At 64.6% G+C, this 20,827-nt stretch carries 21 protein-coding genes; 3 read left to right on the forward strand and 18 right to left on the reverse strand.

Annotated features, from left to right (window positions below):
- Positions 1-424: 424 nt before the first annotated feature.
- The 13 genes from C8J43_RS00005 to rpsB form a co-directional block, all read right to left on the reverse strand.
- Positions 425-739: a PilZ domain-containing protein gene (locus tag C8J43_RS00005; RefSeq protein ID WP_133029266.1), complete on the reverse strand. Its 315-nt coding sequence runs from the start codon at positions 737-739 to the stop codon at positions 425-427.
- Between the two features lie 125 nt (positions 740-864).
- Positions 865-1,095 (reverse strand): 50S ribosomal protein L31, encoded by a 231-nt coding sequence (gene rpmE, locus C8J43_RS00010; protein WP_055880673.1) that lies wholly within the window; start codon positions 1,093-1,095, stop codon positions 865-867.
- A gap of 104 nt (positions 1,096-1,199) precedes the next feature.
- The gene (fabZ, locus tag C8J43_RS00015) at positions 1,200-1,682 is read right to left on the reverse strand and encodes a 3-hydroxyacyl-ACP dehydratase FabZ (RefSeq protein ID WP_243645343.1); all 483 of its coding nucleotides are present in this window, start codon (positions 1,680-1,682) and stop codon (positions 1,200-1,202) included.
- An 11-nt stretch (positions 1,683-1,693) separates the two neighbouring features.
- The gene (locus tag C8J43_RS00020) at positions 1,694-2,356 is read right to left on the reverse strand and encodes an OmpH family outer membrane protein (RefSeq protein WP_133029267.1); all 663 of its coding nucleotides are present in this window, start codon (positions 2,354-2,356) and stop codon (positions 1,694-1,696) included.
- Positions 2,356-5,163: an outer membrane protein assembly factor BamA gene (bamA, locus tag C8J43_RS00025; RefSeq protein WP_243645410.1), complete on the reverse strand. Its 2,808-nt coding sequence runs from the start codon at positions 5,161-5,163 to the stop codon at positions 2,356-2,358. The genes C8J43_RS00020 and bamA overlap by 1 nt, the downstream gene beginning before the upstream one ends.
- Before the next feature lie 53 nt (positions 5,164-5,216).
- Positions 5,217-6,350, reverse strand: a complete 1,134-nt coding sequence (gene rseP, locus C8J43_RS00030) for an RIP metalloprotease RseP (RefSeq protein WP_133029269.1) — start codon at positions 6,348-6,350, stop codon at positions 5,217-5,219.
- Positions 6,347-7,504, reverse strand: coding sequence for a 1-deoxy-D-xylulose-5-phosphate reductoisomerase (locus tag C8J43_RS00035; protein ID WP_133029270.1), 1,158 nt, complete (start codon positions 7,502-7,504; stop codon positions 6,347-6,349). Before C8J43_RS00035 ends, rseP begins: the two co-directional genes overlap by 4 nt.
- Positions 7,501-8,256 carry a phosphatidate cytidylyltransferase gene (locus C8J43_RS00040; RefSeq protein ID WP_133029960.1) on the reverse strand — a complete coding sequence of 252 codons (756 nt, stop codon included), beginning with the start codon at positions 8,254-8,256 and terminating at the stop codon, positions 7,501-7,503. Before C8J43_RS00040 ends, C8J43_RS00035 begins: the two co-directional genes overlap by 4 nt.
- Positions 8,257-8,321: 65 nt before the next feature.
- Positions 8,322-9,017, reverse strand: coding sequence for an isoprenyl transferase (locus tag C8J43_RS00045; RefSeq protein ID WP_279388823.1), 696 nt, complete (start codon positions 9,015-9,017; stop codon positions 8,322-8,324).
- 68 nt (positions 9,018-9,085) lie between these two features.
- Positions 9,086-9,643 (reverse strand): ribosome recycling factor, encoded by a 558-nt coding sequence (frr, locus tag C8J43_RS00050; protein ID WP_056055952.1) that lies wholly within the window; start codon positions 9,641-9,643, stop codon positions 9,086-9,088.
- 1 nt (position 9,644) lies between these two features.
- On the reverse strand, positions 9,645-10,373 hold the full coding sequence (gene pyrH / locus C8J43_RS00055) for a UMP kinase (protein ID WP_060527372.1): 729 nt from the start codon (positions 10,371-10,373) through the stop codon (positions 9,645-9,647).
- Between the two features lie 413 nt (positions 10,374-10,786).
- Positions 10,787-11,719, reverse strand: a complete 933-nt coding sequence (gene tsf, locus C8J43_RS00060) for a translation elongation factor Ts (RefSeq protein WP_056055945.1) — start codon at positions 11,717-11,719, stop codon at positions 10,787-10,789.
- Between the two features lie 89 nt (positions 11,720-11,808).
- Positions 11,809-12,663: a 30S ribosomal protein S2 gene (gene rpsB, locus C8J43_RS00065; RefSeq protein WP_133029272.1), complete on the reverse strand. Its 855-nt coding sequence runs from the start codon at positions 12,661-12,663 to the stop codon at positions 11,809-11,811.
- A 325-nt stretch (positions 12,664-12,988) separates the two neighbouring features.
- Here rpsB and C8J43_RS00070 point away from each other — a divergent pair, with 325 nt between their 5' ends.
- Positions 12,989-13,222: a hypothetical protein gene (locus C8J43_RS00070; RefSeq protein ID WP_056489532.1), complete on the forward strand. Its 234-nt coding sequence runs from the start codon at positions 12,989-12,991 to the stop codon at positions 13,220-13,222.
- Here C8J43_RS00070 and C8J43_RS00075 read toward each other — a convergent pair.
- A complete protein-coding gene (locus C8J43_RS00075) occupies positions 13,161-13,979 on the reverse strand; it encodes a phosphatidylcholine/phosphatidylserine synthase (protein ID WP_243645412.1) in 819 nt (272 codons plus the stop codon). The two genes, C8J43_RS00070 and C8J43_RS00075, sit on opposite strands and share 62 nt — an antisense overlap.
- A 29-nt stretch (positions 13,980-14,008) precedes the next feature.
- Positions 14,009-14,737: a phosphatidylserine decarboxylase gene (locus C8J43_RS00080; RefSeq protein ID WP_056489534.1), complete on the reverse strand. Its 729-nt coding sequence runs from the start codon at positions 14,735-14,737 to the stop codon at positions 14,009-14,011.
- Positions 14,738-14,879: 142 nt separating this feature from the next.
- Between C8J43_RS00080 and C8J43_RS00085 the strand changes: the two genes are divergently transcribed.
- The gene (locus C8J43_RS00085; protein ID WP_056055940.1) at positions 14,880-16,100 is read left to right on the forward strand and encodes an NADP-dependent isocitrate dehydrogenase; all 1,221 of its coding nucleotides are present in this window, start codon (positions 14,880-14,882) and stop codon (positions 16,098-16,100) included.
- Positions 16,101-16,315: 215 nt separating this feature from the next.
- Positions 16,316-18,094 carry a cation:proton antiporter gene (locus C8J43_RS00090; protein ID WP_056055938.1) on the forward strand — a complete coding sequence of 593 codons (1,779 nt, stop codon included), beginning with the start codon at positions 16,316-16,318 and terminating at the stop codon, positions 18,092-18,094.
- Positions 18,095-18,481: 387 nt separating this feature from the next.
- On the opposite strand, the gene rutA is transcribed toward C8J43_RS00090, so the two are convergent.
- From rutA to rutC, 3 genes are read right to left on the reverse strand one after another with little or no spacing between them, the layout of a single operon-like run.
- Complete coding sequence (gene rutA / locus C8J43_RS00095; protein WP_133029273.1) at positions 18,482-19,555, reverse strand: pyrimidine utilization protein A; 1,074 nt, start codon at positions 19,553-19,555, stop codon at positions 18,482-18,484.
- 9 nt (positions 19,556-19,564) lie between these two features.
- On the reverse strand, positions 19,565-20,353 hold the full coding sequence (rutD, locus tag C8J43_RS00100; protein WP_133029274.1) for a pyrimidine utilization protein D: 789 nt from the start codon (positions 20,351-20,353) through the stop codon (positions 19,565-19,567).
- On the reverse strand, positions 20,353-20,736 hold the full coding sequence (rutC, locus tag C8J43_RS00105; RefSeq protein WP_133029275.1) for a pyrimidine utilization protein C: 384 nt from the start codon (positions 20,734-20,736) through the stop codon (positions 20,353-20,355). The genes rutD and rutC overlap by 1 nt, the downstream gene beginning before the upstream one ends.
- Positions 20,737-20,827: the final 91 nt, after the last annotated feature.

The following is a 20,827-nucleotide window of genomic DNA, read 5'->3' on the forward strand; positions in this document are numbered from 1 at the left end:
TCTTAACCTACAATGTCAAAGAGCCGACAAAAATACCGACACTCGCATAACCCTCCTCTCGGAAAGCTTGGAGCATCTGGTTTTTTGCGACCGCTGCGTCCAGACCGTGTGGCCGTTCGCTGCGGTGACACCCCTCTAGGGCCAACCCACAAACCCGTCAAACACTATTTTACAGTTTTTGGTCGGTTTTCCATTTTTTGGCTCCCGCGCCGCTCTACGGGCTCTCGTTGCTGCCTACTGCCATGACGCTACTCTCTGTAAGTCACTACGCGAACGCCGGTTTGGCCCACACCAACTCGAGATTTCGAAATTGCGGGTCTCGTCCGATGCGATGCCGGGGTGCCGGCGGCCATCATGTCCCAAGCTCAGAGCCGTATTGGTGAAGGTGCCATCGTGCGGCCTGACGTGATCGCGATTAACGACGCTATGCCGGGTGATCCCGAATGAGCGCATCGAACGTTTCGATCGATAGCGGTTTGCGGAACTTGCAGCCGGCGGTGAAATCGTCCGCCCACATGACTTCGGCGACGATCTGGCCGATCTGTGGCAGGTTGAGCCAGATGCTCGTCCCGCGCTTAAGCGCCGAATAGGTCTGCAGCCGCGCGCCGTTGATCGAGATGTCGACGACTCTGCACAAGGTGCGGCGCGTCTTGCCGATGCTGACGTCCAACGCGACAGGGGCACGGGGCGAACCGCGGCGGCTGGTGCGCTCTGCGGGTTCGAAATCGGCGGCGAACATGGCGTCCTCGTCCTTGCGAGTCCTAAGTCTGGCTTGCAGTTACAAGCCTAGCCGCCGGTGCCTAACGTGATCTTAATAAATGCCCCCGGAACGAATGAGTATCGATCCGTTCCGGGGGGTTACGTTTACTTGCGGAGCGTGAGACCGCCACCGAAACGCTTGTTAAAGCGCGCGACCTGGCCACCAGTGTCGAGCATCGTACCGCGGCCGCCGGTCCATGCCGGATGCGCGAGCGGATCGATCTCGAGCGTCATCACATCGCCTTCCTTACCCCAGGTGGTGCGAGTCTGGTACTTGCTGCCATCGGTCATCTGGACGGTGATCATGTGATAATCGGGGTGCGTATCGGCCTTCATGGGAATTCTCCGTAAGTGGCTGGTTCCGACCAGCCTGAAAAGGAAGGCGCGCCCGTACACGGACGCGCCCGATTTTACAAGATCGCGCGGCTGGAGCCTTGTCGTCAGGCTTTCGGCGGATCGGCGATCATCGCCGTGAAGTTCGCCTCGGCTACCAGCTGCCCGTCCACGAGAGCGCGACCGGCGAACTTGCAGACGGCGCTGCGCTTCTGGACGAAGGTGACTTCGAGCTTGAGCAACACGCCCGGCTCGACCGGCTTGCGGAACTTCGCGCCGTCGATCGCCATGAAGTAGACGAGCTTGCCCGAGCCCGCTAGCCCCAGCGACTCGACCGCGAGGATCCCCGCCGCCTGCGCCATCGCCTCGACGATCAGCACGCCCGGCATGATCGGGCGTCCGGGGAAATGCCCCTGGAAGAACTGCTCGTTCATCGACACCGCCTTGATCGCGGTGATCGACGTGTCGAGGATCAGATCCTCGACACGATCGACCAGCAGGAGCGGATAGCGATGCGGCAACGCCGCCATCACCCGCCCGATATCGAGCGGGCCCATGCCGGTCTTCACGGCGTCAACCGAGTCGGTCATCGTCGGCTCGCTCAACGGCCCTGCGGCGTGGTGCGCTTGCCGGTCGCGGCTGCAGGTGCCGACGCCGGTGCTGCGCCCTGCTGCTGGCCGTTCTGGTTGGGCTGCCAATTGGCGGGGACAGCGGTGCTTACGGTCGGGACCAGGCGGTCGAGTTCGGTGGTGATCGCCGACGTGATATCGGCAGTCGGCTGCGCGAACAGGGCGGCCTCGGGACGCAGCAACAGGCTGACGTTCTTGGCGCGAACCGCTGCCGTGACGGCATCGCTGAGCTTCGCCTGGATCTGCTCGATCGCGTATTGCTGCGCGCGCTGGGCGGGCTGCGTCAGACGAGCGAGTTCCTGATTGGCGGCGTTTTCGCGCGTCTGGATCGCCTGAGCCTGCGGACGCAGCGATGCCTCCGAAGCGCCGGGCGCACGCTGCGCGGCCTGGAACGCGGTCACGAGCGGCTGAAGCTCACGCGCGACAGCCTGGCGACGCGTCTCGGCCTGATCGAGCTGCGCCTTGTAGGTGGTCTCGATCTGGGCGCGCGCGGCATTCCAGGCCTTCGAGTTGGCGATCGCGCCCTGCGCGTCGGCAACAGCGATACCCGAAACCTGCGCGTCCGCAGCGGTTGCGGTCATGGCAGCCGGCGCGACGAGCGCGGCGGCGAGGAGAAGCGTCTTGAACGTCGTCATTAGAACTGTGTCCCTACGTTGAAAGTGATGAGCTTGGGGTCGTCGCCCTTCTGCTTGAGCAGAGCACGAGCGAGATCGATGCGAAGCGGGCCGAATGGCGAGTTCCAGTTCACGCCGATGCCGATCGAGAGACGCGGCTTGGCGGAGTTGCCGAGGAACTGCTCCGAATACGGACCATAGGTCGACGAATACTGGCTGTTGACGCTGGTCCCGGTGCAGGCCCCGCCGAGCGTCGACGAATAGCCGACGGCGCAGGTCGTGACGGCATTCGGGTTCGTCGTGTCGGTCGACGGTACGACATATTGCAGCTTGCCGTCGGCGGTCTTGATCGGAGTCTGCAACGGCAGGATCGTGACGTTGCCGTTGGCGTCGACCGTCCGGGGGTACGAGTTGGGATCGACGGTCAGGTTCGGCTTCGTGATGCTGAACAGCGAGCCCGCCTGCACGTAGATCGAAGGACGCAGGCCCAGTTCGCGCGCACCCGAACCGAGCGGGATCTCCATCTCGATGCGGCCAAGATAATAGGCGTTACCGCCGAGCGCATCGTCGATGTACTGGTTGCGATCGGTGACCAGGATCTGCTTCCCCGTCGCCGAGTCCGTCGTGTACGGAATGCGCAACACGCGCGGGCCTACGCCGCGAATGTCGAACCCGCGGAACTGCGGCTCGCCGAGATAGAAGCGGTCGGTGATGCGGACACCGTCGATCCCAGACCTTTTGCTGCCTTCGAGCGACTTGATGTAGCCACCCTCGCCGATCGCCGACAGGATGAAGCCGCTACCCGCGTTCCAGTACTTGGCGCCCTCAGCGCGCGTACGGATGTATTTCACGTCGCCGCCGAGACCTGCGAAATCCTGGCTGAACGAGAAGCGCGAGCCCGCGGTCGGGCGCAAGCGGCTGTTGAGCGTGTCGCGGATCAGCGAATAGCCGACCGACGAGGTCCAGCGGTTGCCGATCGCTTCGCAGAGATAACGGCCGGCCTTGAGGATGTCGCACTGCCCATCGGTGAAGTAGGTCGACTCGTTCAGTCCGACCTTGTCGTAGGACAGACCGTAGCGCGCCGACAGCGACCAGAATTCGGTCAGCGGCACACCGGCACGAAGCTGGAAGCCGGTCGAGACCTGCGAATAGGTGGTCTGGCGATCGTTGCCGATATAGTTGAACGAATTGTAATCGCGGCGGAAGATGTCGCCGCCGATCGCGATGTTCTTGTCGAACAGATACGGCTCGGTGAAGCCAAGCTCGATCGACTTCGAATAGCTCGAATAGTTGACGCCGGCGCGCAATTCCTGGCCCTTGCCGCGGAAGTTGCGCTGCGTGATGTTGGCCTGAATGATGAAGCGTTCGAGGCTCGAATAGCCCGCCGACAGCTGAAGCTCGCCGGTCGACTTCTCTTCGAGGTTGGTCTCCAGGATGACGCGGTCGGGCGCCGAGCCAGGCAGCTGCTTGATCTCCATCTTGTCCTGGAAATAGCCCAGCGAGTTGATGCGATCCTGCGAGCGCTTCACCTGGAAGCTGTTGAACGCGTCACCCTCGGCAAGACGGATCTCGCGGCGGACGACCTTGTCCTGCGTCTGCGTGTTGCCGTTGATGTCGATCCGCTCGACATAGGTCCGCTTAGCTTCGGCGATGTTGAAATTAATCCCCATCGTCAGCGTGTCGGCGTCCTTGGCGAACTCCGGGTTCACCTCGGTGAACGCATAGCCGAACAGGCCCGCGGTCTGGCTGAGATTGTCGACCGAATCCTCGACGAGCTTGGCGTTGTACCAATCGCCCTTCTTCAGCGGCAGCGAAGCGGCGAGCTTCTTGTTGTCGAAGTCGCGGATCTGGCTGTCGACGGTCACGTCGCCGAACTTGTAGCGCTTACCTTCCTCCACCACGTACGTGATGATGAAGTCCTTCTTGTCCGGCGTCAGCTCGGCCACGGCCGAGGTCACGCGGAAATCGGCATAGCCCTGCGTCAGGTAGAACTGGCGGAGCTTCTGCTGATCGTAGGACAGGCGATCCTGATCGTAGCTCGTCGCGGACGAGAGCAGGCGGAAGAAGCGCGACTGCTTGGTCGCCATCTGGCCGCGGATCTGGTCGTCGGAGAACACCTCGTTGCCGAGGATGTTGATCTGGCGGACCTTCGACTTCGGCCCTTCGCTGACCTCGAACACCACGTCGACGCGGTTCTGGTCGAGATTAACCATCTTCGGGTCGATCACCGCGGCGAAGCGCCCCTGGCGACGATACAGCTCGATGATCCGCGCGATATCCTGGCGGACCGCGGTGCGCGTGAAGATCTGGCGCGGCGCGAGCTTGATCTCCTTAGTGATCTTGTCGGTCTTGAGCGCCTTGTTGCCTTCGATGATCACGCGGTTGATGATCGGGTTCTCGCGCACGCGGAGAACGATGTTGCCGTCCTCGACGCCAGCGATCGAATAATCGGCGAACAGGTCGCTGGCCTGAAGGTCCTTCAGCGCCTGATCGAGCGTCTCCGCCGTGTACGGAATGCCGACGCGCAGCTTCGTGTAGGACAGCACCGTCTCGGGCTCGATGCGCTGCGATCCCTCGACGCGCAAAGTCTTTATCGCTCGCACGGATACCGGTGCGGCTACGGGCGTTACACCAACAGCACCCTTTGCAGGGGCGGCCATGGTCGGCGCCTGACGACCCGTCGCGGGGCTCGACGACGGCGTCGCGGCCGGAGTCGCGGATCCAGCCGGCACGGTCTGTGCCAGCGCGGGAACGCCCGACAGGATCGTACCTGCGAGCAGCAGGGCGCCCTTACGCGCGAAATCGTAACCGTTGATCGCTGTCACCAAACCCACCTTCAAAACGTGCACATACAAGGCGCGCCCGCCCTGCCCTATCGTGATCAGCCGATCAAGCCGGCCAGATTTTTCCAAAGCCCGAAATTGCCGAGATCGTTGAAGGTCACCAGCAGCATCAGCGCGAGAATTGCTGCGAGCCCGCCACGAAATGCCCATTCCTGCACCTGCGGCTCGACCGGGCGCCTGCGCACCGCTTCGATCGCGTAGAAGAACAGGTGCCCGCCATCGAGCATCGGCACTGGCAGCAGATTGATGAACCCCAGATTGATCGAGACGAGGGCGATCAGGAACACATAGGCGTCGAGCCCGAGCGACATCTGCTCGCCCGACACCTTGGCGATGCTGAGCGGTCCGCCAAGTTCCTTGACCGAACGACGCCCGGTGACGACTTGTCCCAGCGTCTCGACCATCATCGAGACGATCTCGCCGGTCCGCTTCACCGCGACGACGGGCGCCTCGATCAGGCTGACGGGAACGATGACGGGCTTGCTGCCGGCGATGCCGAGGCGGCCGATCCGGTATTCGTTGCCGAAGCGATCGCGCTGGAGTTCGGTACCGATCACGATGTCGCGCGATACCGCCTTGCCGCCGCGCTCCGCGTCGATCCGCGTGCTCTCGCCGGCGCGGATGCGCGCGTAGCGGGCGAGATCGTCGAACGTCTCGACCGAGCGGCCGCCGATCGCGGTGATGCGGTCGCCGGGCTGCAATCCGGCGGTCGCCGCGGCGCTGCCGGGCACCGTGCCACCAACAACCGGCGGCATGCGGATGTCGCCGTACGCAAAGGCAAAACCGGCTAGGATCAGGATGGCGACGACGAAATTGACGACGGGTCCGGCAGCAACGACGATCGCACGCTGCCACACCGGCTTCGACTGGAAGGTGCGCTGGCGCTCTTCGGCGGGTAGCAAAAGCCACTCGGCCGAGGGCTGGCTGGCCGGGTTCATGTCGCCGGCAAACTTCACATAGCCGCCGAGCGGCAACCAGCCGAACTTCCACCGGGTGCCGCGGCTGTCGGTGAAGCCGGCGATCTCGCGACCGAAGCCGATCGCGAAGGCATCCGCCTTGATCCCGAAAAAGCGTCCGGCGAGGTAATGGCCCATCTCGTGCACGAACACGAGCGGTCCGATCACTAGCGCGAACGACAGGATCGTCAGAAGGATACCGGGTGTTTCGATCAAACCGCGCAATCCTCTACACGCTCGCCCGCCAAAACCCGCGCCTCGGCATCGATCGCCAGAACGGCGTCGACGCTGTCCGGCGCGGCCGGGTCATAACACGACAACGTATGTTCGACGATTGCGGCAATTTCGAGGAAGCCGATGCGCCGTTGCAGGAATGCCTCGACCGCTACCTCGTTGGCAGCGTTGAGAATTGCCGGCCGCGCGCCGCCCGCATCGAGCGCCTCGCGCGCCAGCCGCAAGGCGGGGAAGCGAATCGGATCGGGTGCCTCGAAGTCGAGCCGACCGATCGCGACCAGGTCGAGCGGTGCCATCGGCGTCGCCATGCGGTCCGGCCAGGCAAGCGTGTGCGCGATCGGCGTCCGCATGTCGGGGGGGCCCAACTGCGCCAGCACTGACCCGTCGACATGATCGACGAGGCTGTGGATCACCGATTGCGGGTGGATGACGATCTCGATCCGGTCGTGCGGAATCGGGAACAGCCGTGCGGCCTCGATCAGTTCGAGGCCCTTGTTCATGCAGGTCGCCGAATCGACCGAAATCTTCGCGCCCATCGACCAGTTGGGGTGCTTGACCGCCTGTTCGAGCGTCACGCCGCGCATCTGCTCGGTGGTCCAGTCGCGGAACGGCCCGCCGCTGCACGTCAGGATGATCCGGCGGACGCGCTCGGGGCGCGTCGCGTCGAAACATTGGAAGATCGCGTTGTGCTCGGAGTCGGCGGGCAGCAGCGTCGCGCCGGTCCGCTTCGCCGCGGCGAGGATGACGTCGCCGGCGGAGACCAGCGGCTCCTTGTTGGCGATCACCACGGTCCCGCCCTGCTCGATCGCCGCCATCACCGGCTTCAGTCCCGCACACCCGACGATCGCGCCCATCGTCCAGTCGGCGCCCGATGACGCCGCCTCGGCGATCGCTTCGGCACCGCCACCTGCGCGAATCCCCGTGCCGGCCAGCGCCTCGCGGAGTTCGGGAAGACATTTCTCGTCCGCGACGACGGCGAACTCGGCCTTGGTCCGGATCGCCGCGGCGGCGAGCCTGATCACGTCGCAATTGGCGGTAAGTGCGATGACACGGAAGCGATCGGGCTCGCGCTCGATCAGGTCGAGCGTCGAGGTGCCGACCGAGCCGGTCGCGCCTAAAATGGTAATGCTCTTCATGCGTAGAAATGCGGCAACAGGACGAGGAACGCCGCGACCGGCGCGACCGGGACCAGGCCGTCGAGGCGATCCATCACGCCGCCATGCCCTGGCAGGATGTTGCCGCTGTCCTTCACGCCTGCCACTCTCTTCAACCAGCTCTCATAAAGATCGCCCATCTGCGCGAGCACGGCGAGCACCGGCGTCGCCAGCGTCATCCGCAGCGGCAGGCCGTATTGCGTGTGGAGCACCGCCGCGACCGCGCTCGCGAGCACGACACCGCCGATAAGCCCCGACCATGTCTTGTTCGGGCTGATGACCGGCGCGAGCTTCGGCCCGCCCAGCGTCCGTCCAGTGAAGAACGCACCGATATCGCACGCCCACACCAGCGACAGCGCCCACAACGTGAAGAGGATGCCCTCGTCCTGCCGCCGGATGATCATCAGCGCGAGCACCGGGAGCCCGCAATAGAGGATGCCGAGCGCGAGCGGCGGCTTGCGGGTCGTGATGACGACGAAGAACGCGGCCCCCACAAGCAGCCCCAGCGTGAAGAAATCGTGGATCACCAGGATCAGCGACGCTGGCGCCATCAGCGCGAGCGGCACTGACAGCGCGAACTGCGTCATCCGCTTGGTCTTGGCGTCGGCGCCTTGCAGCATCGACCATTCCGCCATCATGAACAGCGCGGCGACCACGCCCAGCACCCAGAACGCAATCCCGCCGAGCGTCAGCGCGAGGCTGGCCACCGCGATCATGCCGACGCTGGCGATCATCCGGAGCTGGAGATTGGACGGCGTACGTAACGCCTGATCGGGCGCCTTTTCAGGGTCGGTAAGACTCACAGACCACCGTAGCGGCGCTGACGCTGACCAAACGCCGCGACAGCATCGGCGAGCGCGGCCGCATCAAAGTCGGGCCAGAGCGTGTCGACGAACAGTAGTTCCGCATACGCCGCTTGCCACAACAGGAAGTTCGAAAGACGCTGCTCGCCCGACGTCCGGATCATCAGGTCCAGCGGCGGGAGGTCGTGCGTATCGAGTTCCGCCTCGATCGTCGCCGCATCGATGCTCGCCGGGTCGAGTGCGCCATCGCGCGCCCGCTCGGCCAGACGCCGCGCGGCGGTCACCAGCTCGGCATGCGCGCCGTAATTCAGCGCGATCGCCAAAATCGGACCGCTATTCCCCGCAGTACGCGCGATCGCATCGTCGACCATCGCCACCAGATCAGACGAAAAGCTGTGATAGTCGCCGATCACGCGCAGCCGGACGTTCTCGCGCGCGAGTTCGTCGAGGTCGCTGCGGATGAAATGCCGCAGCAGCCCCATCAGGTCGCTGACCTCTTCGGCCGGACGCCGCCAGTTCTCGGACGAGAACGCGTACAGCGTCAGCGCCTCGATCCCCATCGCCCGAGCCGCGCGCGTCACCTTGCGCACGGCTTCGACGCCAGCCTTGTGCCCGGCGAAGCGCGGCAGGAACCGCTTCTTCGCCCAGCGGCCATTGCCGTCCATGATGATCGCGACATGACGCGGCACCACGCCGCCTGCAGGAACGGCAGCAAGCGGCGCGGCCGAGGAGGCCCCCGCCTGTGCAGCGCCGAACGCCCTCACTTGCCCAGGATTTCCTTTTCCTTGGCGGTCGCGGTCGCATCGAGCTCGGCGATGATGCTGTCGGTCAGCTTCTGGACTTCGGTCTCGTGACGCTTGCGCTCGTCCTCGCCGAACACGCCCTTCTTCTCGTCGACCTTCAGCGAATCCATCCCGTCGCGGCGGACGTTACGGACCGCGATGCGCGCCTTCTCGGCGTACTGGCCGGCGAGCTTGGCGAGTTCCTTGCGGCGCTCCTCGGTCAGGTCCGGAATCGGCAGGCGCAGCGTCTGGCCGTCGACGATCGGGTTGAGCCCGAGGCCGGCCGAACGGATCGCCTTGTCGGTCGGGCCGACGTTCGACTTGTCCCAGACCTGCACCGACAGCATCCGCGGCTCGGGCGCCGAGACGGTCGCGACCTGGTTCAGCGGCATCGACGAGCCGTACACCGTCACCATCACCGGATCGAGCAGCGCGGTCGACGCACGGCCCGTGCGCAAGCCTGCAAGATCGCTCTTCAGCGCTTCGACGGCACCCGCCATGCGGCGTTCGAGGTCGGTCTTGTCGTATGCAGCCATCTTAAAGCTCCTGCTCGTTCTGGACGATCGTCGACACGCCATCACCCGCCAGGACCGCGGCGAGATTGCCGGGTTCGCGGATGTTGAAGACGACGATCGGGATGTTGTTGTCGCGGCACAGCGCGATCGCGCTCGCGTCCATGACCTTGAGGTCGTCGGACAGCACGCGGCTGTACGACACCGTCTCGTAGCGCACGGCGTCGGGGTGCGTCTTCGGGTCGGCGTTGTAGACGCCGTCGACCGAGGTGCCCTTGAACAGCGCATCGCACTTCATCTCGGCAGCCCGCAGCGCGGCGCCCGAATCGGTGGTGAAATAGGGACTGCCGACGCCGGCGGCGAAGATCACGACGCGGCCCTTCTCCAGGTGACGCTCGGCGCGACGACGAATGAACGGCTCGCACACCGACGCCATCGGGATCGCCGACTGGACGCGCGTGTCGACGCCGATCTGCTCCAGCGCGTTCTGCACGGCAAGCGCGTTCATCACGGTCGCGAGCATGCCCATGTAATCACCGGTCGCGCGGTCCATGCCGCGTGCCGCCCCCGCCATGCCGCGGAAGATGTTGCCCCCACCGACGACGATGCAGATCTCATAGCCTCGGGCCTTGATGTCAGCGATCTCCTGCGCGACGCGCGCGGTAACCTCGGTGTCGATCGACAAGCCGGAGGTGCCCATCAGGACTTCGCCCGACAGTTTCAGCAGGATACGGTTGTAGCGCGGAGGCGTCATAAATCTCGAATTGTGATTGGCGGGGCGGCGCGGACCTTAGGCGGCGAGGCCCGGGATGTGAAGCGCTGTGCGGCGCGTGCATCGAAACTGGATGGAGATGAGACGGAAAATTCTCGTTCGCAGAAGCGCGCAACGGAGAACGATCGTCATTCCCGCGGAGGCGGGAACCCATACTGGCTAGCGGCTCGATGGATCACCGGCGCCGGAGTTTATGGATCCCCGCCTACGCGGGGATGACGAAGCAGCACCAAGGCTGCCCCGCTATCCTTCTCCTCTCGGGGAGAAGGTGGCCCGGCAGGGCCGGATGAGGGGGCGTGAGGTTCGAGACCTAATCACTCCCCTCACCCTTCCCACTCGACAAGAGCCGAGCGGGCCCCTTCCCTCTCCCCGGAGGAGCGAGGGAGGAAGTCGGCTTACGCCTGCGGAACGCCCGAAGCAGCAGCAACCTCGGCTGCGAAGTCGGACTGCTCCTTCTCGATGCCTTCGCCGAGCTGGAAGCGGACATAGTCCACCAGCTTGATCTCGGCGCCCGCATCCTTGCCGGCCTTGGCGACGACGTCGGAGATCTTGGTCTTGCCGTCCATCACGAACAGCTGGCTGACCAGGGCGTGCTCCTTGCGGTACTTGGCGATGCCGCCCTCGACCATCTTGGCGATGATGTCGGCAGGCTTGCCCGACTCGGCAGCCTTCTCGGTCGCGATGGCGCGCTCGCGCTCGATCTCGGACTCGTCGAGGTCTGCTTCGTTGAGCGCCTTCGGGAACGCGGCTGCGATGTGCATCGCGAGCTGCTTGCCGAGTGCCTGGAGAACCTCGTCCGAAGCCTCCGACTCAAGCGCGACGAGCACGCCGATCTTGCCGAGGCCGGGGGCCGCTGCATTGTGGATGTACGGAACGACCGCACCCTTGCTGACTTCCAGCGTGCGCGAGCGGCGCAGCGACTGGTTCTCGCCGATCGTCGCGACGTTGTTCGTCAGGACTTCCTCGACGGTCTTGCCCGATGGCATCGCCTGCGACTTCAGCGCCTCGATGTCGCCACCCGTTGCGAGCGCGATCTGCGTGACGTCACGGACAAACGACTGGAACTGGTCGTTCTTCGCGACGAAATCGGTCTCCGAGTTCACTTCGACCGCTGCGCCCTTGGTGCCCGACACGGCGACGCCGACGAGGCCCTCGGCCGCGGTACGGCTGGACTTCTTGGCAGCGGCTGCGAGCCCCTTGGTACGCAGCCAGTCCATTGCCTGCTCCATGTCGCCGGCGTTCTCGCTCAGCGCCTTCTTGCAATCCATCATGCCCGCGCCGCTCTTCTCGCGCAGATCCTTGACCATCGCTGCCGTGATATCGGCCATGTCTCTAATCCTTTTTAGGTCTGAATATGGTTGCGGGCGAGGCAGAGCTTTCGCCCTACCCCGCCCGCATGACGGTTCGGCGACGACGCTTATGCGTCGATCTGGCGCTCACCCTCAGCTGCCAGCTCGGCAGCGATATCGGCGTTCGCCGCAGCCTCGGTCGTATCGGCAGAAGCCTCGACGACGGGGTCTGCGCTCAACGCCTCTTCCTTCGGCGGCTCGATCATCGCGCCGATGTCGGCACCGGTGCGGCGCTGCTGCTCCTGGCCGCCGCGCGTCGCTGCGATCGCGATCGCCTCGCAGTACAGGCGGATGGCGCGGGCTGCGTCGTCGTTCGCGGGAACCGGGAAGGCGATGCCGTCCGGCGACACGTTCGAATCGAGGATCGCGACGACGGGAATACCCAGCGTGTTGGCTTCCTTGATCGCCAGCTCTTCCTTGTTCGCGTCGATCACGAACATAACGTCGGGAATGCCGCCCATGTCGCGGATGCCGCCGAGCGAAAGTTCGAGCTTGTCCTTCTCGCGGGTGAGCTGAAGGACTTCCTTCTTGGTCAGGCCGACGGTGTCGCCCGACAGCATTTCCTCGAGCGTCTTGAGACGCTTGATCGAACCCGAGATGGTCTTCCAGTTGGTGAGCATGCCGCCCAACCAGCGATGGTTGACGAAGTGCTGGCCCGAACGGCGCGCTGCGTCCGCGACGGGATCCTGCGCCTGGCGCTTGGTGCCAACGAACAGGACCTTGCCACCACCGGCAACAGCCGACGAGACGAATTCGAGCGCGCGCGCGAACAGCGGCACGGTCTGCGAAAGGTCGAGGATGTGGACGCCGTTACGATCACCGAAGATGTAAGGCTTCATCTTGGGGTTCCACCGATGAGTCTGGTGGCCGAAATGCGCGCCCGTTTCGATGAGCTGCTGCATGGAGACGACTGGAGCCGCCATAGGGATATATCCTTCCGGTTGTGCCTCTGGGAAGCGGATGACGTCGTGGCCGAATGACCGTGACGCACCGGGCTATGATGCCTCCCATGCGGGGTTAGAGGCGCGGCCCTTAGCGTGGCTCTATTCGAAAAGCAATCGCACAAGGCCCGCTTGACTCATGGAACGCAATGAGAACATAAAGGGCTCAGAGGGGAACAGATGTTCGACTCGGCGCGGAATCACCCCGGCATGACGGGATTCGAAATGCGACGAGTGGAACGATGTTTCTGACCAAGTGTTTGCGGATATTAGGAATTTGTTCGCAACTCATAGGAAGGCGGACGTGATGTTGGTTCTGAGCTTCATGGTTTTTGCTGGTGCATTCGCGGTCGCGGGCATGATGATCGTCTCGTCGATCGCGCCGCAGTGGGACCGTATAGTCCGTCTCGCGATGGGCAACGTCGAACCCGCGTTCCAGCCACTCCGCACGCTGGCCGTTGCGGAGCGCCGAATTGCGGTCAGGCGCTGGGCTTCGACGTCGGCTCCAGTGCCCGCCCGCCGCTGGAACGCTGCCGCCTGATCTTGGCGTAGCTCGCGATACTGAACGGCATCGAGAGTAGGTACAGTACGCAAATGATGCTGAGCGTATGCCACGGCGCGCTTACGATCGCGGCGCCGAGCAGCACGACGAGCGCGATGGCCTCGAACCGGATGTTGCTGCGGAGTTTGACTGAACTCCACGAATAAGTCGCGATACTCGACACCATCAGCAGCGCGACGAATGCGACCCAGGGCGCCACGAAATACGGCGACGCGAATTTGGGCTCGTCGGTCCAGAACCAGAAGAACATCGGCATCAGCGCGAGCCCCGCGCCGGCCGGAGCCGGAACGCCGGTTAGGAAACCCGCGGACTTGTGCGGCTGGTGGCTCTCGTCGATCTTGGCGTTGAAGCGTGCGAGACGCAACGCGCAGAACACGGCGAGGATCAGCGAACAGATCCAGCCGACACGCGGCAAAGCCGTCAATGACCAGAGATAGACGATCAGAGCAGGCGCAACGCCGAACGAGATCGCGTCGGACAGCGAATCGAGCTCGGCACCGAACCGGCTTTCGCCGTGCAGCATCCGGGCGATCCGACCATCGAGGCCGTCGAGCACGCCCGCAACCATGATCATCGCGACGGCGCTTTCCCATTGTCCACCGATCGCGAACCGCACGCCGCTCAGGCCTGAACACAGGGCTAGCGCGGTAACGGCGTTGGGAGCGACGGCGCGCAACGGGAGCCCGCGCGGTGCACGACGCGTGCGACCGAACCGCCCGCGGCCTCGCTCTTCGATCGAGTCGCCGTCGATCTCGTCGCGATCAATCACTGGGCAATGCCGCCAACCGGAACGCCACCGACGCGACCGAGCACGGTCTCGCCAGCGATGCTGCGCTGGCCGAGGCAGACCTGCGGCACGACGTGATCGGGCAGGTACACGTCGACTCGGCTACCGAACCGGATCAGGCCGATGCGCTGGCCGACCGCGACCATGTCGCCGGCCTTCACGAAGCCGAGGATGCGGCGCGCGACCAAGCCGGCGATCTGGGTGAAGCCGATCCGCATCCCGTTACGGTCCTCGACGACGAAATGCTGGCGCTCGTTCTCGTCGCTCGCCTTGTCGAGGTCGGCGTTGAGGAACTTGCCCGAGATATAGACCACCTGGCGGATCGTGCCGGCGATCGGGGTGCGATTGATGTGCACGTCGAACACCGACATGAAGATCGACACGCGCACCAGCGGCGCGTCGCCCAGACCGTTCTCGCCGGCGAGTTCGCGCGGGATCGGCACGCGCTGGATCATCGTGATCAGTCCGTCGGCGGGGGCGACGATCAGGCCTTCACCCTGGGGAGTGGTGCGGATCGGATCGCGGAAGAACGTCGCGACCCAGATCACGACGCCGACCATCGGCCAGAACAGCACGTGGCTGACGATCGTCAGCAGCAGCGTGATGCCGGTCGCGATCGCGACGTATTTGTGGCCCTCCGGATGGACTGCGGGAAATCGCCATTTGACCGTGGAGGTCGTGACGGGCGGCTTGTCGAGCGATGCCATAACCCGCGGGTCTATCCGTGCAGGACGCGCGATACAACGATGAACCGGCTTTTCCTTACAGCACCAACGGTTGGCCAGCGGTTGATCGCTGCGGCGCGCTCCCCTAGACGCTCCTCAAACCCCTCCCCCGAAGGACGCGCACATGGCGAAGATCAAGGTAAAGAACCCGATCGTGGAGATCGATGGCGACGAGATGACGCGGATCATCTGGGAATGGATTCGCGAGCGCCTGATCAAGCCGTATCTCGATATCCAGCTCGATTATTACGATCTCGGCGTCGAGCATCGGGACGCGACCGACGACCAGGTCACGATCGACAGCGCGCTCGCCACGCAGAAGCACGGCGTCGCGGTCAAGTGCGCGACGATCACGCCCGACGAGCAGCGCGTCACCGAGTTCGGCCTGAAGAAGATGTGGAAGTCGCCGAACGGCACGATCCGCAACATCCTCGGCGGCACGATCTTCCGCGAGCCGATCGTCATCAAGAACGTGCCCCGCCTGATCCCGGGCTGGACGCATCCGATCGTCGTCGGCCGTCACGCGTTCGGCGACCAGTACCGCGCGACCGACTATCTGGTCCCCGGCCCCGGCAAGCTGCGCCTCGTCTTCGAAGGCGACGACGGCACGGTCATCGACCGCGAGGTATTCCAGTTCCCGTCGGCGGGCGTCGCGATGGCGATGTACAACCTCGACGATTCGATCCGCGATTTCGCGCGCGCCTCGATGCATTACGGCCTGAACCTGAAGTGGCCGGTGTACCTGTCGACCAAGAACACGATCCTCAAGGCCTATGACGGCCGCTTCAAGGACCTGTTCGCCGAGGTGTTCGAGGCCGAGTTCAAGGACAAGTTCAAGGAAGCGGGCATCGTCTACGAGCATCGCCTGATCGACGACATGGTCGCATCGGCGCTGAAGTGGAACGGCGAGTTCGTCTGGGCCTGCAAGAACTATGACGGCGACGTCCAGTCGGACCAGGTCGCACAGGGCTTCGGGTCGCTCGGCCTGATGACCTCGATCCTGCTGACCCCGGACGGCAAGACCGTCGAGGCCGAGGCAGCGCACGGCACCGTCACGCGCCACTTCCGCATGCACGAGCAGGGCAAGGCGACCTCGACCAACCCGATCGCGTCGATCTTCGCGTGGACCGGTGGCCTTAAGTATCGCGGCAAGTTCGACGATACGCCCGACGTCACGAAGTTCGCCGAGACGCTTGAGCGCGTCTGCGTCCAGACGGTCGAGAACGGCCACATGACCAAGGATCTCGCGATCCTGATCGGCCCCGACCAGCCCTGGATGACGACCGAGCAGTTCTTCGAGCAGGTACGGTCGAACCTCGAAACCGAAATGGCCAACTGGGCCTGATCTAGCACCCCGCTCCCGGAAACGGGAGCGGGGTTTTCTCTTCCCCGTCATCCTGACGAAAGTCAGGACCCAGGGTTACACAGGACTACGGTCTTGGCTCTGGATCCTGACTTTCGTCAGGATGACGGAGGGAAAAACACCTCTTTCCACTGCCGATCGCCGCAGTACGTCGCCACGGGTGACAAATCCGTCATGCGTCCCCTAAGGTCGCACGCATGGCATTACGGCTCGACAATCAAGGTTTCAGCGACGCGCTCGTCATTCTTGGCGCGGCCGGGCTCGTCATCCCCGCATTCGCGCGGTTCCGGGTCAGCCCGGTCATCGGTTTCATCTTGGTCGGCCTGCTGGTTGGGCCCGCCGGGCTAGGCTCGCTCACCGGCTCCGCGCCTTGGCTCTATTACCTGACGATCTCGAACCCGGAGTCGATCGAGCCGTTCGCCGAGTTCGGGATCATCCTGTTGCTGTTCTCGATCGGCCTCGAACTCTCGTTCAAGCGACTGTGGTCGATGAAGCAACTCGTGTTCGGCACCGGCGCCGCCGAACTGATCGGCTCGGCGCTTATCATTGGCGTGGCGTTGCACTTCATCGGCCAGGAATGGGCGGGCGCAATCGGGCTCGGGTTTGCGCTCGCGTTGTCGTCCACGGCTTTGGTCCTGCCGCTCGTCGGCACCACCGGCGCGGTCGGCCGGGGAGCGTTCGCGATGCTGTTGTTCGAGGATCTGGCGCTCGTCCCGATCATCTTCGTGCTCGGTGCGCTGGCGCCGACAGCCAGTGCGGACGGCTGGTCGAACATCGCCGGTGTCGCGCTGCGCGGCGGGCTGACCGTCGTCGCGATGTATATCGGCGGGCGGGTCGTCCTGCCCCGGCTGTTCGGGCAGGCCGCGCGCACCAAGAGCCCCGAGCTGTTCCTTGCCGCGTCGCTGCTGGTGGTGATCGTCGCGAGCGTCGCGACAACGGCAGCCGGGCTGTCGCCGATCGTCGGCGCGCTGCTCGCCGGGCTGCTGATCGCCGAGACCGAGTATCATAGCGAGGTCGAGGTCATCACCGCGCCGTTCAAGGGGCTGGCGCTCGGCGTGTTCCTGATCACGGTCGGCATGAGTCTCGACCTACGGCTGATCGCGCAGAACTGGCCGTCGTTGCTGCTCGCGGTGACGGGCGTGGTGGCGACCAAGGCGATCGTTACCTTCCTGTTCCTGCGCGTCGCCAATTCGCGGCGCGGCGTTGCAGCGGAGACGGGGTTGCTGATGGGCAGCCCCTCCGAGACGACGCTGATCGTGCTTGCGACGGCCGCGCAGGCGCAGTTGATCATGCCGTCGACCGCCGCTTTCTGGCAGACCGTCACTGCGATCGGGCTGACGATCACGCCGCTGCTGGCAAAGCTCGGCCGCACCGTCTCGCGTCAACTCGAAAGCCGGTCGGGCGCCGATGCTGGCGATATCGAGATCGACGACGATGGGCCGGGAACCGTCGTGATCGGCTTTGGTCGCGTGGGCCGAATGGTGGCCGACATGCTGGCGGTCCACGGACAGAAGTACGTTGCCGTGGAGGCGGATATCGATTCCGTCGAAGCCGCGCGGGCGCAAGGGCATCCTGTGTTGTTCGGGGACGTGGCGCGCCCGGAGCTGGTGGATCGGCTGAAGCTGCATACCGCCAAGGCGCTGATCCTCACGATGGACGATCCGGTGTTGACGGTGCGGCTGGCGCGGCGGGTGCGGGCTTTGGCGCCGGACTTGCCGATCGTGGCACGTGCTCGGGATACGGCGCATGCGGCGGAGTTGTACCGGGCTGGCGTTACGGACGCGGTGCCCGAGACGCTGGAGAGTTCGCTGCAGCTGGCGGAGGCTGTACTGGTCGATCTGGGGGTGGCGATGGGGCCGGTTATTGCTTCGATCCATGAGAAGCGGGATGAATTGCGGCAGGAGATCAAGAAGGCGGCGGACATGATTGCGGAGCCTCGGATTCGCAAGGCGAAGCGGACTCCTCGCGCGGTTTGACCTCCGCTGTTCCGTGAGCAGGTTGTTCTCCCGCGAAGGCGGGAGTCCAGTCTGGGTCCCCGCCTTCGCGGGAGAACAAGCTTTGGTAGGTTCCTTGAGAGGTGGCATCCTCAGATGGAGGCAGGGCTTCGTAACCTCCCCGGCGGAGGCCGGGGTCCAAGTGGAAAGGTGGTCGTAACGGAGCACTGCCCTCCATTATCTTCGTTCCCCAATTGGGCCCCGGCCTTCGCCGGGGTGGTGGTTGCGCGGTGATCGCTTCGTCACGCGCGCCCTCCTCTTGCCCTCACCCTTTCCACGGCGAAGATGCCGCGGGGCCCTTCCCTCTCCCGGTGGGAGAGGGCTAGGCAAAAGGAAGGTTGGGTAGGGTTAGGCCAAGCTGCGGCTACTTCAACCTGCGACTACGGCCTCGCGGCTCTTCATCAGCGGCTGGATACGCGTCCCGAATGCTTCCACCCCCTCCAGGAAATCATCGAACGTCAGCAACACGCCGCCCGTGTTGGGCACGGCGGCCATCTCGTCGAGCATCCGCGCGACGCTTTCGTACGAGCCGACCAGCGTGCCCATGTTGATGTTGACCGCGCCTTCGGGGGCGGCGAGCTGGCGGACGTTGGTGTCCGTGTTGTGCGTGTCCTTGGCGCCCTGATCGATCAGCCAGGCGATCGCGTCGACGTCCACGCCAGCGTTATAGTGTTTCCACTTCGCCATCGCCTCGTCGTCGGTTTCGGCGGCGATGATCATGATCAGGACGAAGATCTGAACGTCGCGGCCGGTCTTCGCAGTCGCTGCGGCTAGCCGCTCGTTGTTGAACGCGAAGGCGGTCGGGGTGTTTACGCCCTTCCCCAGGCAGAACGCGTAGTCGGCCCATTTCGCCGAGAACGCCAAGCCGTCATCGGACGATCCGGCGCAGATGATCTTCATGTCGCCGGTCGGCTTTGGCCAGACGCGGCAGTCGGTCATCTGGTAATAGTCGCCCTTGAAGTCGGACGTACCCTCCTCCCACAGTTCGCGCAGGATGTGCGCGTATTCGTCGAGCATCTTGTAGCGATTGCGGAAATGCTCGTCGCCGGGCCACATGCCCATCTGCGTATATTCGGGCGGTTGCCAGCCGGTGATGAGGTTCAGCCCGAACCGCCCGTGGCTGATCGAATCGATCGTGTTGCACATCCGCGCGGCGTAGGCGGGCGGTACGAGCAGCGTCGCGCAGGTCGCGTAGATCTTGATCTTCTCGGTGACGGCGGCGAGCCCGGCCATCAGCGTGAAGCTCTCCAGCCCGTAGTCCCAGAACTCGGTCTTGCCACCGAACCCGCGCAGCTTGATCATCGACAGCAGGAAATCGAGCCCGTGCTTCTCGGCGGCCTGCGCGATCGCCTTGTTGAGGTCGAAGCTTGGTTTGTATTGCGGCGCGTTCTCGCTGATCAGCCAGCCATTGTTGTTGATGGGCACGAAGACGCCGACCTGCATATGCCGCTCCTATTCGCCGTCGAGCCAGTCGAGCAGCCACATGTTGAAATGCTCCGCGCGGGTAACGTTGCACGCGTGCGCGCCTGCCGCCATCCGGGCAAGCTGCGCGCCGGGGATGCCCGCGGCAAGCTTTTCGGAGGCGGACGGGGGGACGAGCATGTCGTCGTCCGAGGCTACCAGCAACGTCGGGACGCGGATCTCGTCGAGCCGGCCGGCGATGTTGAACCGGCGGACCGCCGCGACGCGCCGCTGGATCATCTCCGCGCCGGGGAAATGCGCGAGCATCGCCTCCTCCTCGTCCTGGATCCGGTCGTGATGGTCCGAAATCCATTGCGGCGGGTAGAGGAACAGCGGTTGCGCGTGAAGGTACGCGCGGGGGCCGCTGTCTTTCAGCAGCGCGAGCCGGGTATCGAAGCAGCGCGCGGTATGCGGGTCGAGCTTGGCCCAGCCGTTGATGACGACGAGGCGGTCTAGCCGTTCGGGTGCGGACAGCGCGAGCGCGAGACCGATATGGCCGCCGAGCGCGTGGCCGATGAAGGTGCAGCACTCGAGCCCGATCGCGTCCATGAGCGCGACGACGTCGGCGGCCATTACCTCGACGGTCAGGTCGCCGGGGACGTGGGCGTCGGAGCGGCCCGTGCCGCGGTGGTCGTAGGTGATGACGCGGTGACCGGCGCCGAGCGCTGCAAGGTTCGGCTGCCAGTAGCTGCCCGAGCCGCCGAGGCCGCTCGACAGGAGGATCGCGCGGCCATCGGGCTGGCCGTGTTCCTCCCAATGGATGCCGCCTGTGATCCCCATCAGGCGAGGTGGGCGATGCTGGCGATCTCGACGAGGCAGTCGGGCTTCACGAGCTCGGTCTTGATGCAGTAGCGCGCGGGCTTGGGGCCGGGGAAATACTCGGCGTACACCGTGTTGAAGGCTGCATAGTCGGCAAGGTCTTTCAGGAAGATGTGGTTGAAGGCGACGTCGGCGAGTGTCGCGCCGGCAGCTTCGAGCGTGGTCTTGATGGTGTCGAGGACGGCACGGGTCTGGGCTGCGGCATCGCCGACGTGGAGGACCGTGCCGCCCTCGCCCAGTGCCAGCACGCCCGAGACGTAGACCGTGTTGCCGGCCTTCGCGGCGGCCGAATAGGGCGCGATGGGGGTCGGGAACTGGGGCGGGTTGATGGCTTCGAACGGCATCTGCTTTCCTTTCAAGTCATCGCCGTTCCCCCGCGGAGGCGGGGGTCCAGGGTTGCGGGCGGTAGCGTTCGTGATTCCTAGACCCCCGCGT

Origin of the sequence: Sphingomonas sp. PP-CE-1G-424 (assembly GCF_004341085.1) — a bacterium.
Lineage (GTDB): Bacteria > Pseudomonadota > Alphaproteobacteria > Sphingomonadales > Sphingomonadaceae > Sphingomonas.